The 19,026-nt window shown below is 41.5% G+C and carries 9 protein-coding genes; all 9 read right to left on the bottom strand.

The genetic code is table 11. The features are described from left to right. Positions 1-171 precede the first annotated feature (171 nt). Complete coding sequence (locus HMPREF9448_RS13305; RefSeq protein WP_008863097.1) at positions 172-1,989, bottom strand: alpha-1,3-galactosidase-related protein; 1,818 nt, start codon at positions 1,987-1,989, stop codon at positions 172-174. Positions 1,990-2,029: 40 nt separating this feature from the next. Then, on the bottom strand, positions 2,030-3,394 hold the full coding sequence (locus tag HMPREF9448_RS13300; protein ID WP_008863096.1) for a Gfo/Idh/MocA family protein: 1,365 nt from the start codon (positions 3,392-3,394) through the stop codon (positions 2,030-2,032). 18 nt (positions 3,395-3,412) lie between these two features. After that, entirely contained in the window at positions 3,413-5,020 is a 1,608-nt protein-coding gene (locus tag HMPREF9448_RS13295) for a calcineurin-like phosphoesterase C-terminal domain-containing protein (RefSeq protein ID WP_008863095.1), read from the bottom strand. Between the two features lie 69 nt (positions 5,021-5,089). Next, positions 5,090-9,400, bottom strand: a complete 4,311-nt coding sequence (locus tag HMPREF9448_RS13290; protein ID WP_008863094.1) for a putative Ig domain-containing protein — start codon at positions 9,398-9,400, stop codon at positions 5,090-5,092. Further along, positions 9,397-11,064, bottom strand: a complete 1,668-nt coding sequence (locus tag HMPREF9448_RS13285; RefSeq protein WP_008863093.1) for a beta-N-acetylhexosaminidase — start codon at positions 11,062-11,064, stop codon at positions 9,397-9,399. The genes HMPREF9448_RS13290 and HMPREF9448_RS13285 overlap by 4 nt, the downstream gene beginning before the upstream one ends. A gap of 11 nt (positions 11,065-11,075) precedes the next feature. Further along, positions 11,076-12,248, bottom strand: a complete 1,173-nt coding sequence (locus HMPREF9448_RS13280; protein ID WP_008863092.1) for a purple acid phosphatase family protein — start codon at positions 12,246-12,248, stop codon at positions 11,076-11,078. A 116-nt stretch (positions 12,249-12,364) separates the two neighbouring features. Then, the gene (locus HMPREF9448_RS13275) at positions 12,365-14,308 is read right to left on the bottom strand and encodes a RagB/SusD family nutrient uptake outer membrane protein (RefSeq protein ID WP_008863091.1); all 1,944 of its coding nucleotides are present in this window, start codon (positions 14,306-14,308) and stop codon (positions 12,365-12,367) included. A gap of 7 nt (positions 14,309-14,315) precedes the next feature. Next, positions 14,316-17,582, bottom strand: coding sequence for a TonB-dependent receptor (locus tag HMPREF9448_RS13270; RefSeq protein ID WP_195330120.1), 3,267 nt, complete (start codon positions 17,580-17,582; stop codon positions 14,316-14,318). 341 nt (positions 17,583-17,923) lie between these two features. Continuing rightward, on the bottom strand, positions 17,924-18,961 hold the full coding sequence (locus HMPREF9448_RS13265) for a FecR family protein (RefSeq protein WP_008863089.1): 1,038 nt from the start codon (positions 18,959-18,961) through the stop codon (positions 17,924-17,926). Positions 18,962-19,026: the final 65 nt, after the last annotated feature.

The raw sequence follows: 19,026 nt of genomic DNA, 5'->3' as shown, positions 1-19,026 counted from the left end.
TACAAACTCTTTTCTAACATAAAAGCGTATATCTTCGCCCCTTTTTTACAACATCACAAATATAAACAAATTTTTAAAAACCAAACCTTTGGAACAGAGAGAAAGGGATAAAACAAGATTCCTATTCAAAAAAGAAAGGCGGAATTAACATTCCGCCCAACGTCTTATCCATTATTCTTTCACAATAGACAGTTTCCCACCGGGAGCACCCAGCACATCGCCTATAATCTTATTATCCTTGATTTTCGCACGGCGGCATTTTACCAATGTTACGGCGGCCTTTCGTTTGTGGAACGGTTTATAGGTTGTATTCCTTTGAATCACATTCCCTGTAAACGAAATACCGTCTACGCTTTTTGCATACAAAATAGGATAGTCGAACGGATTGAATGTATTGTTCTCAATCCTGATATTGCTATGGAACGGATACTTCGTATCGGGCTGGGGAATTTCCGGCTCGATAGATATGATGGCTTCACAAAACTGATACATGGAAGACATACAGGGATAACGGAAGTCGTTTCCTTTAATAAGCACATCTTTTACCGCACCCGATTCGTACCAATAATTCGCATCGCCCGCAATCAATATAGCCGACCCGCTCGACTCGAACACATTGTTTTCAATCACTACTTTTCCCGGTGTGGAAACCAGTAATCCCCGCGCCCGGCAAGAACCGAAAAACGAGTTGCGAATATCGACATCGGGAGTCCACGTGAGATTCTCCAATGCAGCGCCTACCCCGATTTCTTCCGGCAAATCCGATGTCAATTCCAATTCGAACTCATACTCGTCTATCGCCTTGAACGAGCGTATATTTGCAGTAGCAACCGTGCGCATGGTGTTGTTTTCGATCATACCGACTTTATCTCCCGGAAATCCCCACTCCATACCTTTGCTCATGTCGTGCATAAACCGGCAGACAACCTTATCGGAAGAAAGGACTTTCACCACCCGGACACAGGTTCCATGTACGTTTATGGGATCGTCCATCAAACCAGCCCAACGACAACTGTCGACCGTAATTTTACCTTTACACCCCATCAAATGGAAACCGTCGTCGTGACCGCTCAATATGCGTCCCTTCGCCGCATTGGGCTCTACACTCACTTTTTTGAACGCAATATCAGAAGAATATTGTGCCAAGATACCCAAGCCGGCGGTATGATATACCTGCACATCGGACAACCGCACATCGTGGCTGCCACAGATAAAAATTCCGGCATGGTCTCTCGTGCTATGCCTCAGCACCAACCAGTTACCCTCGGCCGGGTATCGTTCGAATCCTCCCTTCCGACTCAACCGCACAATACCATACCGAGGTGAAACGGCCGTATAGTCTCTCCAATTCCTCCCCAGCACCAAATCACCCGTACCGGGAACCACGAAATGCGTATCAGACTCAAATTCTATCATACTGCCTAATGCACTTTTCCAGCCTTCACCCACGAATACCAGCTTGCCGTCTTCAATGATATAGGGAGATTCGAGGACATTGATTTCGATCTCGAAAAAATCGCTACCCACCTTTGTCACACGAGCCTGAGCCGTAAGCGGTATATCCCAATCGATAGAGAAATTTTTCAAGGTAACGCCATCGCAATTCTCAACGGTTATCGGTTGTATTCGATCGTGCATGACGAACTGCGAGCCGTTCCCGTCGACAGTGATATTGTGAAGCCCCTCGAAAAGCATTGCCAATCGCTTCGGAAAAACATCGTAGGTATTGGTCTCATAATAATTTTTCTCATGAGCATATTGAGGCCAAAAATCATAACGTCCTTCGGGAAAGACAAGGGTTACCGGCTCTTTTCCCCTACAAGCCTCTATCGCTTTTTGAACATATGCTACGGCATTCTCCCTCGTATCGGGTTTCAACCCAAAGTCGGCTACCGAAATCACAGTATCCGCATATCCTTTACTGCCCAAAAAAATCGATGCTATGCCGACTACACTTACCCATACGCGTGTCGAAAATTTCGTTCCCATTCTTAATCTTGTTAAATATTTCAATGTTGCAAATTTATAACTATTTTGCAAACTCCAAACTTTTTAATTTCTCCCATGCTCCTCGTGTGAAATCGGGAATACGTACAGGAACAGATCCATTTCTTACTGAATATTCAGTCAATTCGACCAAGCAAGACCATTCGGCAGCATCATAAACATCTTGATCCAAAGGCAATCCATTCCTTAAACAATAAATCAAGCGATAGTCCATAATAAAGTCCATACCTCCATGCCCACCTACTTTTCGAGCTAAATTTCCAATTTCTTTCACAAACTGATGTTCATAAGCCTTCAAGAGAGAATCCAATTTCTCTTCCGGTAAGAAACAATGTGCATTCGGTTCTAAGGCAATCCCTTCCACCGGATATTTCTGTGCAAAACCCTTTGTTCCGCCGATTACATGATGCCGGTCATAAGGTCGAGGACTTGTCACATCGTGTTGAATCAAAATCGTTTTCCCTTTTTCAGTCTTAATAAGAGTAGTGTTCATATCTCCTAAATCATATTTTTTAGAAGCAAACGCATGTTCTTCCCCCAAACGACTCCGAGAATATTCCGTCAATCCGAACTGGTCACTCGACATCGACACCAAATAATTCATTTTATCTCCCCGATGAATGTTCATTATTTGACAAATCGGGCCTAAGCCATGCGTCGGATATGGATTCCCCGTATGATCCGTATTATATTTCAATCTCCACATATCCCAATATCCCGATACCGATGCAGTGTCAAAATTATATTCTCTTAAATCGTGAATATAAGCCCCTTCTCCATGAACAATTTCTCCGAAAACGCCCTGTTGAGCCATATTCAAAGTAGCCAACTCAAAAAAATCGTAGCAACAGTTTTCCAGCATCATACAATGTTTCCGAGTTTTTTCGGCGGTATTCACCAATTGCCAACACTCATCAACCGTAAGGGCAGCCGGAACTTCCACCGCGACATGTTTCCCCTGCTCCATAGCATAGACCGCAATAGGAGTATGCAACTGCCAATGGGTACAATTATAAATCAAATCTACATCGCTTCGTTCACAAACCTTCTTCCAACTATCGGGGCCACAATATTCCACGGCCGGTCCTCGTCCCTTCGCAGCCAGAATCCTCTGCGCTTTGGCAACCTTGAAAGAATCTACATCGCACAACGCAACCACCCTCACACCTTCTATATTCATAAAACGTTTCACGGCTGCCATGCCCCGAGCACCTACCCCTATAAAAGCAACCCGTACTGTATCCAAAGGTTCAGCTCTTAATGCAAGGACATCGGTTTGTCCCGATTCTCTTTCCGGTTCGGGAAACGGGTCGGCTTTATAAACAGACTTGCAAGCAAACAAAAGCAACAATGCTCCTGTTATAATAATTCTTAGAATCAGATTCATAACTAATACTTTATTTAATCAAAGATTTTGAATATTTACGGTCGTCGAAAACATATCCCCAAACCGGGAAGTCACCCTTATTTTAAGTTGATTATACGGAATAGAAGGCCTACAATAGAACATATGATCAGATTCAGAGGCTTGTATCCAAGTACGCCCGACAGGGAAAGTATTATCTCCCTTCGCCCCGAAAGCATTGTATGCAGTAATATCATACATATTCAGACTACGGAACATCGAACGATAGTTTTGTCCGTTATCTTCGGAATATTCGACTTTCCACGAAGGATCCCAATCCCAAACATTCAGAACGACATTTTTCGGACGTAATATGTTGATTCTTTCTCCCAAAGGATATACTCTCATCTGGTATTGTTCGGGTTGTCCCACACATTTATATTTCCATTTAAATGAGGTTCCGTCCACATCAAATATTTTATACCCGATAGGTGTACCCTCACTACAAATCAGTTCGGGTTGCCACCAATTACCGCACATTGCCGCTACAATGTGTTCTGTCATACCACTACCATCATCTGTCACAACAGAGTTCCAATGCGTATGACCGCTAAGAATCTGAACATCGGCATATCCACGGAGAAGAGCATACAACTGTTCTCTGTTGCCGAAAGACCGAGTCTCGGTTCTGCGCTTAGTAGGTGCATGTAAACAAAGGACAATCGCCTTATCTTTATCAACATACATCAAATCTTTTTGCAACCAAGCAATTTGTTCATCGGAAACGGCATCGACATACTTAGGCCCCGATCCGCCCCAATATTCCACATCATCAAGGACTACGTAATGGACCTTACCCCGATTATATGAATAATAAGTAGGCCCGTAATGTCGTTTATATACCGTATCGGCCTTCAAATCATTGGACTTCACAGCAAGTTCATTTTTGTCGAACACATGATCATGATTGCCGATAACATTATACACAGGAGCATTCAACATCGAAAAAATCTCTTTACTCGATTCATGATACTCTGGTTTGTCAAACACCAAATCTCCCAACACAATATAATGTACACATTCTCCTTTACGGCTCTGCGTTACCCAGCTGTTAAGGTCATTTACAGCTTCTTTCAAATAACTCAACTCAAAATCACGATATAACTGTGGATCACCGATTGCAATAAATGTATGTTTCGTATCATCTTTTTCAAGACGAACAAGCTCAAAATCTTTATGGACAATATCTGTTCGCTGATTGATTTCGGCATAAAACTGGGGTACGCTATTTTTCACGCATACGGTATAACCGCTCGGTGAAGATATATATACATGAGAAGCCGTCGTATTTCGTTTCATTCTATATATACCTTTCTCATCGGTAACAGTGACGTTAGTTCCATCGGTCACTACAACCCCCGGCATTCCTACCCGATTGCAATGCACCCAACCTTTAAGCGTAATACCCGGCATATCCAAGATAATTCCATTTTCAGGATCGTCCTTCTGCTCTACAATAGTATCGGGCTCTTCGGGATCGACGATATCCGTGGAATCGGCAGGTTCTTCCTCTCTTGGTTTTTCGGGTTCGGGCATATCGTTTTTTTCACAACCCAACAAGAAAATACCGGCAAAAGCCAGACATACGAAATAGATAAGATTCTTCATGCTAATTTCTCCTCTTTTGTTTCAAAACTATGGGGCTATCCAGATCAATTGGATAGCCCCATAGAAACTTTATTGAACCATAAATCTCTGCGAATAGGATACACCCATTCCCCGAACGGTAACTACATACCATTGAGAAGGCATATTATTTACAGAAATACTTTTTACCATGTTTTCTTCTACCCTAACTTCCTCTTTATAGACTTGTTTTCCTGATAGGTCTGCAATTTCTATCACATAATTTCCCGAAACAAGGTCTTTCAAAGAAACTTTAAGCATTCCATCGGTTACCGGATTGGGATATACGACAAAGCCTTCGGAAACAAGGGTTTCTACCCCGCTTTCGCCTGTAACATTGAGATATACCAATTGAGTGACACGACAGCCCGCTTCGTCCTCGGCGACAATCGTAAACGAATATTCCTTCGCCGGAGCATTAGGAGTTCCACTAATTAATCCGACACCATCTTCCAACGAGCTTATAGACAAGCCATAAGGGAGAGAACTACCTTCTTCAATAGACCATGTTACTGCTCCGGTAGCATTATCGGCATATATTCTCGCAGAAAAAGGTTTTCCATTTTCTGCATCTTCCGAAATAATCGCCTCTACTGTCATCTGACAATCTGCTCCGGTAACAGAAATGCTGAACTCTTTACTAGCATTGACAAAACCGTCGGTAGCCAAGACTGTAAATTTAAATATTCCAGCTTCATTCAATACTCCACTAATTTCTCCCGTATTCGTATCCAAAGACAATCCATCGGGGAGGTTATCTCCAACTTTAAGACTATAAGCAACTTGTAAGGGCTTTTGGAAACCAGAAATATTTAATTGAGCCGAATAGCTCTCCCCTTTTATTCCCTGAGGAAAAATGCCGAACAAAGCAGCATCTTGGCTATAACGTGCCAACATAAAACGTCCGCCTCCAAAAGCATTGGAACTACCGCTAACACCATAGGGATATATCGTTCCGTAAGTAGGCCCGGTCAATATAATGTCGTTCGTAGTCTTATCTATCGAAATGGCCAAACCAGTCGGTTTCACGGCATCGGTAATAATAGCTCCTGTCGAGAAAGCATATAAATACTCTCCTTCATCGGAATATTTGGCGACAAAGGCCGTTCGATTATTTCCATTGCGCTGTAATTTTATACTCTCATATACAGGCAACTCTGCCTCATAATATCCCACGGCATAGACATTATTACTTTCATCAACCGCAAGAGAGGTCACTCCGTCATCGGCAACCGATGCAAACATGCGATGCCATACATATTGTCCATCGGAATTAAATTTAATAATTGCTCCATCGGTTTTCGAAGCATCGGCCTCAATCGTTTCCGTTGTTCCCGATATGGAAGAAGACCCTTTACAAATTGCAGCAAAATACAAATTTCCATTTTTATCTCGAACAAGAGATGTTCCCCGTCCATTGATAAGCGAACCATTGCTTCCCAACGAAGTTACCCATTGGCAAACTCCGGCCTCGTCATACTTGGCAATAAACGAAGTAATTCCGGTAGCTGTCACCACCTTACCATTACCAAAAGGTACTGTACCGTTATTCACCATACCCGATACATATACATTGCAAGCGTCATCGGTCACAAGGCCATATATTTCCTCACCTTTATTTACCGTACCTAAACGCTTCGCCCAAAGGCCTTCTCCATCTCCATTCAGTTTAATAATCACCACATCTACCGAGGTTCCCGCTAATGTTTCGGAAGAGCCATCGGCCATAGGTATCACTATATCTCCATCGTTGGTATAACCGATCACATAAATATTTCCTTTCTTATCAAAAGTCGTATTGATTCCGGCTTCCCAATCTTTGGCCGAGCCAAATACTTTATGCCAAATTTTGTTACCATCTTTATCAAAACGAATAACTCCTATATCCCGTCCCCCATTTGTAGGAAAGCTATCTGTTTCATTTAGGGTTCCTATACGAGCATCGGGCGTAATTATTCCGGTAAATACTCCATCGCCTGTCACTACATCTGTTACAATCGCCTGTCCTTGCTCATTTCTGCCGGATACAGGAGAGCCCCCGATCGTACGAGCCCACATGAAACTACCATCGATTCCATTATATTTAGCGACCAATGCATCGGTATTCCCAATGTTCGGGAATGAAACTTCATCGGAGAAAGTTGCCGAAAAATAACTTGCTGCTACCCAAACATTTCCATCTTTATCGATAGAATTCACTTTGGCATGGTCAAACGCTTCACTTCCATAAATTTGATTAATCCATTTCAGATTCGGAGCCAAAGAATAATTAAATTCTTCGGCATTAATCGTATAGCTTCGGGAAGTCTCACAACCACTCTCTTCTCTCGCTTTAATCGTGAACGAAAGTTCCCCTGTTTGTTGTAAAATACCGTTCAATAATCCTTTATCAGGATCCAAAGACAGACCTTTGGGCAAATTTTCGGCAGTCCAAACAATTTTTCCCTCTCCATTTTCCAACGTGAATTGTTGATAGAAAGCTCCGGTCACAGCCCGTGAAGGTAGACTCTCGGGTTGTATAGACAAGATATCGCAGGGTTTAGGTACAATAGAATAGGTATAGGTTTTCTCTACACTTTCACCGTCTGTGGCATTAGAAATCATCACACTGAATGAACCGCTCGCTTCTTCGGTAGCTTTTCCCGAAATAATACCCGTAGCAGGATCCAATATCCAGCCAGAGGGTAAATTGCCAGCCAAAGAGTATTCAAACACTGCCGGCATTTCGAAGAAAGCCGGAACAATTTGATACGAGAAAGGAACGAATCTCTTTCCGTTCAACGTCGAGATTCCCGAAACAGAAGGTTTCATCGTATAGGATGCCGCAAACCATTTATAATTACGATCTCCGACAGTATATCGAGCGACGCCAGTTTCAGAGTCGCCATAAGGCAACGTGACATCTGTCGTTCTATCCCCGGCAACAGCCAGCTTATCTCCGTTTACCGCTATAAGATTGATACTCTCCGCACCTGTTCCTTTGACCGTTTCGGCATACAGACATTTACCGGAACCATTTAATTTAGCGAAGAAGCCCTCTTTTTCATTAGACCCGGTCTTTTGAAGAACGATATTGTCACCCCAATTTAACGAACCGTTGAAATATCCGCTTACATAAATATTCCCCAAATCATCACTCGAAATCTCTTTACCTTCGCTCGATGTATCTCCCGAAGCCGATTTGCTCCACAGGAGCTTTCCATCAACGTCAAAAGAGATAACAAATAAATGATCTGCTCCCGATACATGCGTGACGGTTTCGGTAGACAATCCGGCAGATCCTTCCACGATTATCTGATTATTCGCTTTCCCCGTTACGGCCACAGCATTCGAGCCCGAAACGGCCTGTACCTTCAACACTTCTTGATTTCCAGTACCGGTAAAATAACGGGACCACATCACAGAACCATCGGTCGAATTGAGTTTTACCAATGCCGACTCTTTGGACTGCTCGGGATAAAGCAGATATTTCTGTTCTCCAATATAAAACTCTCGTTTTTCCTCCGACTCATTCATTAGATTTCCATTCGCAGCATTGAAAACACCACAAATGACAGGATTCCCATCTTCTCCTACGGTTACATCAGGAGTTCCATTTTCACGAAATTTAGAACCGATACTGGTCGCCCATAAAATTTCACCGTCTTTATTGAACTTCACAAGTAGATAATCTTCGCCCCAATTGTTTGTAACGGCCAAAGAAGTAGAAGAACCGTCTTTGAGAGGCATTTCCAAAGGTGCACTCGATACATTGCCAAAAGTAGCCACGGCATACAAGTTCCCGGCCTCATCGGCAACCACCGAATTGAACATCTCCCAATTACGAACGCCACCGAATGTCTTTGCCCACACAGCCTCACCGGTAGCAGCATTCAGTTTAGCGATATAATAATCCATTTCCCCCTGTGAGACCAATGGAATTCCAAACACGGATACCGGGTGTTCCCCCTTTACATTGGTTCTGACACCTCCGACTACATAGAGATAATCACCGACTTCACAAACCGATGTCACCTGACTATTATTGGCAGACTCCTGCACACACACCATATTGCTCCAAAGGAGTTTTCCATCAGCCGATATTTTCGTCAAAATACCAGCACGGGTAGTAGACTCTTGATAGGGATTTTTAATTTCATCGAAAGTTCCGTCATCTTTCATTATCTGAAAAGAATTGGCATTGATCGATATATACATATCCCCATTCTTCGTTACGGCCAAAGCCTTTTGTTCATCGGCCGTATGATCGGCTCCCAAACTTTTTCCAACAATAAGTTGTCCAAATACAGCCATAGGGGACAACAATAATGCACAGCAGACCCCAAAAAGCTGTTTCTTACTAAAAATAGCATTTGTTTTCATAGTTTATCATTTTTATTTTTTACTGAAAAAAGAAAGTGTTTCGCATAATTAACATTCAATGAATCAAGCCTCTTCGATTGAATAGTCAAACGGTAGATAAAATCTGTAAAATCTTTTTGTTCTTGCCGACTCCACCCAACTTCGGCCAACGCTATGGCCCTCGGATAAGCCATATATTCGGCATGCTCGGGAGTAGCAATGTATTCCGTCCAAAGATTTCCCTGAATGCCTAAAATATATCGACCCTGTTCCGATGTTAATTTTTCGGTAGGATTATAGGAATAAACCGAATCTAACGGTAGGTAACCATAAATAGCCAAAGGCTCATTATCCCGGTCTTCCGATTGATAATAATCGAGATAGCAAAAATCCCGAGGAGTCATGATAACAGAATGGTTCATTTTTGCCGCTTTTATACCTCCTGCTTCTCCCCTCCAAGACATGACAACGGCATTAGGCGCGATGCCACCTTCTAAAATTTCGTCCCAGCCAATAATTTGCCGGTCATGTGCATTGACAAACTCCTCCATTCGTTTTATAAAATAGCTTTGGAGTTCATGCTCATCTTTCAATCCCAATCGTTTTATATTTCGTTGACAAACCGGACATTCGGACCAACGGTCTTTCGGACATTCATCTCCTCCTATATGTATATATTTCGAAGGAAAAATTTCAAAAACTTCGGATAGCACATCTTCCAGAAGTTTAAAACTGCCTTCCTTTGTACATAGGACTTCTTTATGAACGCCCCAATCGCACGAGACTTCGTAGTTTTTATGGAAACAGGCCAACTGAGGATATGCGGCCAAAATCGATTGAGTATGTCCCGGCATTTCGATTTCAGGAATAACCTCAATAAATCTCTCGTGGGCATATTCGACAATTTCCCGCAATTCATCTTGGGTATAATATCCGCCATGAGGTTTTCCATCGTATTTACGAGGTACATCATTTTTATGTCCGGCAATACTTTGTTTGCGCCAAGCCCCCACAGAAGTAAGCCGCGGATGCGATTTTATCTCGATGCGCCACCCCTGATCATCGGTTAAATGCAGATGCAATACATTCAATTTATACAATGTCATTATATCGATGTTTTTCTTGATAAAATCCAACGGGAAATAATGACGTGCCACATCAAGCATAAACCCTCGATGTTTGAAACGAGGTTCATCGTAGATATTCACGCAGGGCACTTGCAGTATCACATTTTCGTCACATATTTTTTTCTCGCATTCGGCCGGAAGCAATTGACGCAATGTTTGCACTGCATAAAAAGCACCAGCACCACCCTTCGAGGCGATAGTTACCGTACGAGGGGACACATCGAGTCTATAAGCCTCATCATGAGCGATCGTATCGCAAACGGTAAAAACGATTTTGTTCCGGGCTTCTTCACCGGTTCCTATCTGAGCTTTGCAACTTCCTGTCTGTTCCACAAAGGTTTTAAGAAAGTTTGCCGCTCTTTTTATTTCTTCATCATCTGTTTTCAATTCAATTACCACACTGTCTCCAAACGTAAATTCGCCCGGTTGCATGTCTACCGATAATGGTTTGGGTATAAGGGGGCAATTATCATTTAATTTATCGGTTTGGCCTTTACAAGAGACTAAAACGGATAAAAACAAGATAAAACAATATCGTATTGTTCGTATATTTTGCATAATTCCTATCGTTATTTACTGAATTCTTTCTCTAATAATACTTTTCCATCAATTTGCTTAACTTGAACTTTCAGCAGATCTTTCGAACCAAACATTGTCAACACAGAGTTATTGGAGTTCACTATTATAGGGAAAGCTGTAACTTTCCCCTTATCCATAAATCCGAATGCGTGATTATGCCCACTTAACATCAAATCGATACGAACACTCTCCAATAGGGGGAGCAACTGTTTGCGTAGTCGTTCAGAGCCATACCAACTGCCTTTCCCAAAAGGAATATGAGACAAGACTACCCGAAAAGAGGCAGCTCTAAACTCCGGACTTTCCAATTCACGGGCCAACCACTCCTTTTGTTCAAGTATATAATTATCAAAATCTACCAAACCCGAATATTCCACATCTGTATCGGGTTTATCTTCACCGCTATCTAACACGATGAACCGAATGGGGCCATAGGTGAAAGCGTAATAGAACTTCCCTTCGGGACCGGCAAGGTATCGGAAGAAATTACGGGCATATGCTCCACGAGTTTCATGATTACCCCTTACATATACAAATGGTTTTCTAGATGCGAACAGGCCGACCGATGTATCTAAAAAACCGGTGAAAATATCACTTTGCTTGTTAATATAGTTACACATATCCCCACAAAACACTACCATATCGACATTTTGCGGTGGAGCCATTTCCAACAATTTTTTCTGCAAATCGTTCTTCCCATGTATATCGTTTATCATAACTATCGACAATGTTTCCTGTCTGCCATCGAGTGTTGTAAAAGTCAACGGTTTTTCCCAGATATCGGTAGAAACGATGTTACCCAAAACAGGACGATAGGGCAGCAACTCTTTTACCTCTTGTGACAATACTCGGTAAAAATAGGTCGTGTTTTTTTCAAGCCCCGTAATCGTTACGCGATGCAATGTGTCGACACAACACAACCCGTCTTGTGAGGCATAGGCTTTTCGCGGCAGTTGGGAGTAGAAGTTCTTACCGTCTTCCTTTTTGCTGAATTCCACCCACGATTTACAAGGCTTATCGGTTGTCCACACGACTGTCACTTCGTTCTCCGACAAGTTTTGTAAATAGGGACCGTGGGTAATTTTTACCGAAGGTTGCCCGGCTATGGCATAGAGCGGGAATACTATTCCTACAATCCAAACTCTTATTAGTTTCCTGAGCATATTTATTTGTTTAATGCATGAATTCTACTTATAAGGCCCGATCTCTCGGTCTCTCAACACATCGAGACCGGGCCTTTCCAAATCTATCTAAAAAGTGTGTCTGTATATTCGACCGCCTACCACCCCGGATTTTGGACTAAATTCGGATTGATATTTATATCTCTGGAATCCAGCGGATAGAGATAGTGTTGTGGCACATTAAAAGTTTTCGTCGGCTCATTACTGTTTCGCAATGTCAGATAATTTTCTGCTGACTGCGGAGATTGAGTCGTAAATCCTGCCGGAAAACAATTCCATCTTTTCTGAACCTTATTGAAAGTCAGATGCGCAATTTTCCAACGACGAGCATCGAAGAATCGATGGCCTTCATACATGAGTTCAATCGTTCTTTCTTGTCGTATAATCTCGCGATAGTCTTTCCCTGCAATTCCCTGCCAAGAAGTCTCGACATTGGGGATACCGGCATGGGAACGAATATCATTCAAATAAATGAGAGCCTGCCCATCAAGTCTTCCATAATATTCATAATAAGCCTCCACATAATTGAGATAGAGCTCTGTCAAACGAACCAACGGAAAAGCCGTAGCCCTCACTGCCACCTGATTATTAGCGAAACTCGTATTCGGATGTAAATATTTTTTCCACAAATAACCATTAGGAGTGATATTATCTTTCAAGGGATCATTCCCGTTCGTCTGATTGGTTTCAGGATTAATTTCGCCCATTCTCAAATACAACGTATAACCTTTTCCTCCTTTTATTCCATCTCTGCCGTCCAATTCGAAATTGGTTGCCCGGTCGTATGCAATATCGGCATAGAAACGAGGTTCCCGATTCAAATGTAATCTCACGGTCTTTTCTCCCGTCTCAGGATCGGTCGTTACTCCAAATCTTCTATCATATTGGAAAGACGGGTCTTTATCAATGGGCAATCCATTCTTTGTTAAATAGGTTTCCACCATTTGCATTGAAGGAGCCAAGCCCCCATAAGGAACAGTGGTAGATCCTTGTGACAATCCGCGAGGTGCTATCATTTGTTGAATATTCATTCGGGATCCTGTGTAAGCCCAAATAATATCTGTATTTCCCGCACTCGGCATAGTCACCAACGACCAACGATGATTAAAATATCCTTTTTCAGCATCGCTTATTCCAACCGGAGCCTGCAAATGGGTATACAAATCATGTCCAGCTGCATGCGCTTCATTGATAGCGTCCTCGGCTGCATCTAAGGCTTTTTTCCATTTTTCCTTATCATACTGCAAACTGATTAATTGTTCTCCATCTTTATTCTTAAAGTCGCTGTAATATTCACTATTCCCATTAAACAAAGGACTTGCGGCATACAATAACATACGCGATTTTATTCCTTTTGCCGCAGCCCGCGTGGGAGCTCCATATTTATCGGAAGTTTGGATAGGCGGCAGTAAAGGAGCCACTTCGTCTAAACGATCGGCGATCCATTCTACACACTCATCGTAAGGACGACGTTTCGGGAAGGCCAACTCACCGGTAGCATCCAATGGAATTTCCCTGTCTATCAACACAATCGGACCATACAATCTTAACAACAGATAATGATAATAAGCTATCAGAAATTTGGCTTGCGATGAAAAATCGGTTATTTCTGCTGCGGATATTCCCGGTACACTTTCTACTCGATTCAAAAATGTATAGCATTGACGAATAGCGCCATAAAGATTGTACGCTTTACAACGGCTCGATTGTGTAGGACTTTTGAAATAAGACCAATAATTATATATGGGATCGGCTGCCGTTTGAGACCCAATATTCGCGACTTTGGAGTAATGCCATGTCGTAGCCCACTGAGAAGTTATGCACACTTCATCACTGGCTCCATTAAATTGCGGCTCCCCGTTATGATCACTCGACTCGGGCATAAAAGAATAACAAGCGTACAAAAAATTCCTTGCCGAATTTACGCTGGCAAAAGCCTCTTCCAAAGTTCCTTTCTTCTCAGGTTCAGAATCCAGATAATCACAACCGGAAACAGTAACGAGTATCCCTAATACTAAGAATATATTTTTAATTGCTTTCATAATCGTTTTAGAAATTAAATTGAACACCCAGATTGAAAACTCTCTGTAAAGGATATACCAATCCATTGCCACTGTTAGATCCGCCTCCGATCTCAGGATCCCAATACTTAAAGCCCGTAAATGTCAATAAATTACTACCGGCAATATAGGCTCTCATAAATTTGTAGGAATATCCTATCTCGGCATTTTTCAATCTCAGGAAAGAACCATCTCTCAACCAGAACGTCGACTTCTGGTATGTATTCGTATTATCTACATTGTGCGCCAATCTCGGATACTTCGCATTAGGATTGGGATTAGATGCCGACCAATAGTCATCTGCCACAAATTTCAAAACATTCTTATGATAGATATCGAACGGATGTATATCGTCCAAATAAATAGAGACTTTTCCCGCACCCTGGAAGAATACAGAGAAGTCCCAATTCTTATATTGGAAAGAGGCTCCGAAACCATATACAATCTGTGGGATATAAGGATTTCCGATATAGGTACGGTCATATTCGTTAACCACCCCATCTTCATTCAAATCTTGATATTTTATATCCCCCGGTTTTATATTAGGCATGATAGCCTCTTGACTGGGACTATTTTTAATATCTTCCTCATCTTTAAATAACCCCAGCGCTATATAAGCCGGACCGACACGATTCAAGGCTCCGCCTCTCTCGTATTGATAACTAAACGGATAATGGGGTTCATCTTTCTCCAATATTTTATTTACAGCATAAGTAAAGTTCCCTTTAACCGAAAGAACAATATCTTTGGAAAACGCATGATTATATTCCAAAGACATATCAACTCCTCTATTCGTCACTTTTCCCACATTGGCTACCGGATTAGCATCACCAATTCCTATCGTAGGCGAAATAGTTTGCCGAGTCATTAAAATTTTGTCCCTATTTTCATGAAAGTAATCGGCAATCAACAAGAATTTTTGATCGAACAAACCCAATTCTATACCCACATTTGCTTTTTTAGCAACCTCCCAAGTTGCATTTTCATTACCATATGTCGTTATGATAGCTCCGGCCTCGGTAGCTTTGAAATCCTCACCGAAAGCATATCCGGCTCCATTCATATTGACATTGGTATATCCGGGAAAACGAACAGAAGAATTAGAATTTCCAACCGTTCCATACGATCCTCTTAATTTCAGCAGACTAATCGTCTTATTCAAAGGGGCAAAAAAGTCCTCGTTCGAAATAATATAACCGAGTGCATAGGAAGGGAAGAACCCGAACCGCTTACCTTTGGCGAAATTGTCACTCCCATTATATCCGAAATTAAACTCAAAGAAATAACGTTTATCAAAGTCATACGTAAATCTTCCGGCCATACCTTGATTCAACTCTCCGAGAGAAGAGTTATAATTGGCCGGATTACTACTATAAACCCCTCGTTGCAAATAAATCAGTTGCGCTGAAATATCATGAAGATCGGCAAACTTTCTTTGATAATCTAACGAAACATTAAAATTGAATAACCTATCACCCGAATAGGCTTTGGTAAAAGAAAACGCATCGGTTCCATCGTTATTGACATTTCTCAACTTCCAAGATTGATTTCCCGTAATAGGATCGGTAACAATCGTGTTCGGGTCGATTTCGAAATAATAGGGAGTATAAGTACGATTCAAAGTCGTAGAAGAGAAATGCTTCATAGAGAATAAACCTTTAACAGACAACCCCTTAGTAATAAACTTCAAATCTTGGTCTATATTAAACGTCGCCATCGTCGTAATGCGGAACATTTCCTTTATACCGGAAGCCAGTTCGGCATACGGATTCGGATAACGGTTGAGTTGGGCGCCACCCGATTTATTACCCCATGCGATATAATTCGTACCCTCGATTTGAGGAAATTTCACCGGGAAATAGGTAGGCTGTGCCCACATTACCCGATTAAAGATCGTATTGATACTATTATAAGGGCCCTTGTAATCTTGTATTTGAACATTTAATTTCACCCCCATTTTGGTAGTGGACGAAATATGAGTATTTACATTGGCTTGAAACGAATACCGCAAATTCTGAATATTATTCTTTAACGGATTTTCTTTTGCTTCTTGTACCAACCCCATATCGTTATTAAATGTCGCACTGACAAAATAATCCATGTTTTTCGACCCACCGGAAACGTTTATGTTCGCAGCCTGATTAAACGTGACATCTTTAAAAATAATATCATACCAATCGTTATTTGGATAAAGGTAAGGATTGCGGTTCTCAATAGTTCCTTGAATCTGATCGTCGGTAAACTGAGGATTCGCTCCGGGAGTACGAGCTTCGATCGCTTCATTAAACATTTTCATATAAGTGACACCATCGGCCAGTTCAGGAATCTGTGTAGGCATGGACATTCGCCCTTCGACACGAACATTTATCGTAGGTTTTTGATTCATTCGACCCGACTTGGTCGTAACCAAAAGAACGCCGTTCGCCCCACGCGAACCATAAAGAGCCGTTGCCGTAGCATCTTTCAAGACAGAAAAACTCTCGATTGTTTCCGGTGCTAAGGCATTCAAATCATACGTGCTGGATTCTGTTCCATCAATTAATATCAAGGCATTCTGAGCTGAACCCGAAGCGAATGTACTGACTCCTCGTATCCAAAAATTCGCACCGTCGGCTCCCGGCTCCCCGGTTTTCTGAACCGATATTACGCCGGCAATACGACCGGCAAACGTGTTAGTAAGGTTGGTAGTGGGCACACGAAGTTCACTGGCTTTTACCGATTGAATAGCACCGATCACACTCTCTTTTTTCTGTTTACCGAAACCCACGACAACGACTTCGTCAAGAGATGTATTATTTTCCTGTAAAACCACAGTCACATTTTTTTTCGTGCCATAACTCACCTCCTGCGGTTGAAACCCAATATAAGACACCAACAGAACACCTTTGTCGGGGACTTCGATGGAAAAATTTCCTTCTATATCGGTCGCCTTTCCCGATTTCTCGCCTTTTACAATCACATTAGCTCCGATAACGGCTTCTCCCTTACTATCGATAACCGTACCCGTAAGCAGGCGCTTATCGACCTTCGAAGAAGCATTTGACCGGCTTTTACTGAGAACTATCTGCTTTCCGTTTATAGAATACGTAATATCGCTCCCTTTAAACAAAATATCCAGAATTACGGAGATAGGTTGATCTTTCTGCGATATATCGATCCTCTGACCGACATCTACTTGCTGTTTATTGTACAAAAAAGAGTAACTGGTTGTTTCCTCTATATAATTCAAAACGCTTTCGAGAGTAGCATTTTTCATATTGACGCTTACTAATGGATCGCGTGTATGATTATCTGCACCGAAAGCCATAACATTACAGCAAACCAACAAAAGCGAGCAAATTTTTATAATTAGAAGATTCTTAGGCAGAAATTGTTGCTTCCTACCTTTCAAAATAGAAATAAAGTTCATACATTTGTGTTAGTTTAGTTGGTATTTAAGGATAATAAACTCTAAGTGTTATCTTTCCGCTAACTTATGAAGGGTGGATATGGAGGAAGGTTCCACCCTTCTTTATATGGCGGATAATTCTTTCTATTCTATCTAATCCGTCTTTCTCTTCATAATATAAAATTTTTAAGGTTATTCATAATTATTTTCTATAATCTCACTACTTCGATATATCTCTTGGAATAAACGCCATTAGGCATAGCTTTCTCGGAAGTTTTTTCTATGTATTTCATGGGAACAGTCAATTTCATTAACCGTAGAATCTCATCGAGCGTTTCTCCCTGAAAGGTCGCACGATACATATGTTTCGCCAAATCTTTGTCCATCACCACAATATCGGCATTGTAAACTTGTCCTATCTTTCGGAATACATCGTCCAAAGGTTCATCTCTAAAAATTAATTTGCCATCTTTCCATGCACACCATTTATAAGTATCGACCTCTTCTACACGATAATTTTGCCGTTTCGTATTATAATTTATTCTTTGTCCCGGTTTCAAATTCAACCGTTCTTTACTCCTATCCAACTCAACCTCTACAACGCCATTAACCATGGTCACAGCATTTATCGTATCATTGCTATAACCTTCTACATTAAAAGCCGTACCTGTGGCTTTAACTTCCATGTCCTCGGTATATACAATGAAAGGATTTTTCTTATCGGAACGGACTTCGAAAAAGGCTTCTCCATTCAAGTAAACGCTACGCTCTCCGGCCTTAAATTTCGTAGGATATTTCAATTCACCACCAGAATTCAACCATACGATAGAACCATCAGGCAAATTCATTTGTATACGGGTTCCATAAGGAGCCGATATTTTCTGATAACTTATTTTAGAATAATCTTGTTCTACAAACCTATCGGCAACCATATATATCAACGCAAACAAAATAGGAATAATTAAAACTGCGGCAACTCTACTCCAATAACGATATATGCGTATCACACGTTTTTCTCGTAAACCCATCTTCAACTTTATCCGACTTAAAGCCTTAGTCGTCGAAATAGACCGTACATCAAAAGCAGGATGCGTCACCTCCCACAAATTTTTCATTTTTAAGAAGTAATCATAATTATCTTGGTTATTCGAAATCCACGTTTCAAGCACACGCTTATCCTGTAATTCCAAATTTCCAGATAGATATCTTACAATAAGACGGTCAATATTCTCGTTCGATAATTCCATTTTTATCCCTTTCTATTAATAAGACGTTTATCCCCAAAAAATCCACAATGAAAACAGAATTTTTT

This window comes from Barnesiella intestinihominis YIT 11860, assembly GCF_000296465.1.
Lineage (GTDB): Bacteria > Bacteroidota > Bacteroidia > Bacteroidales > Barnesiellaceae > Barnesiella > Barnesiella intestinihominis.
This window is presented reverse-complemented; position numbering and strand designations above follow the sequence as displayed.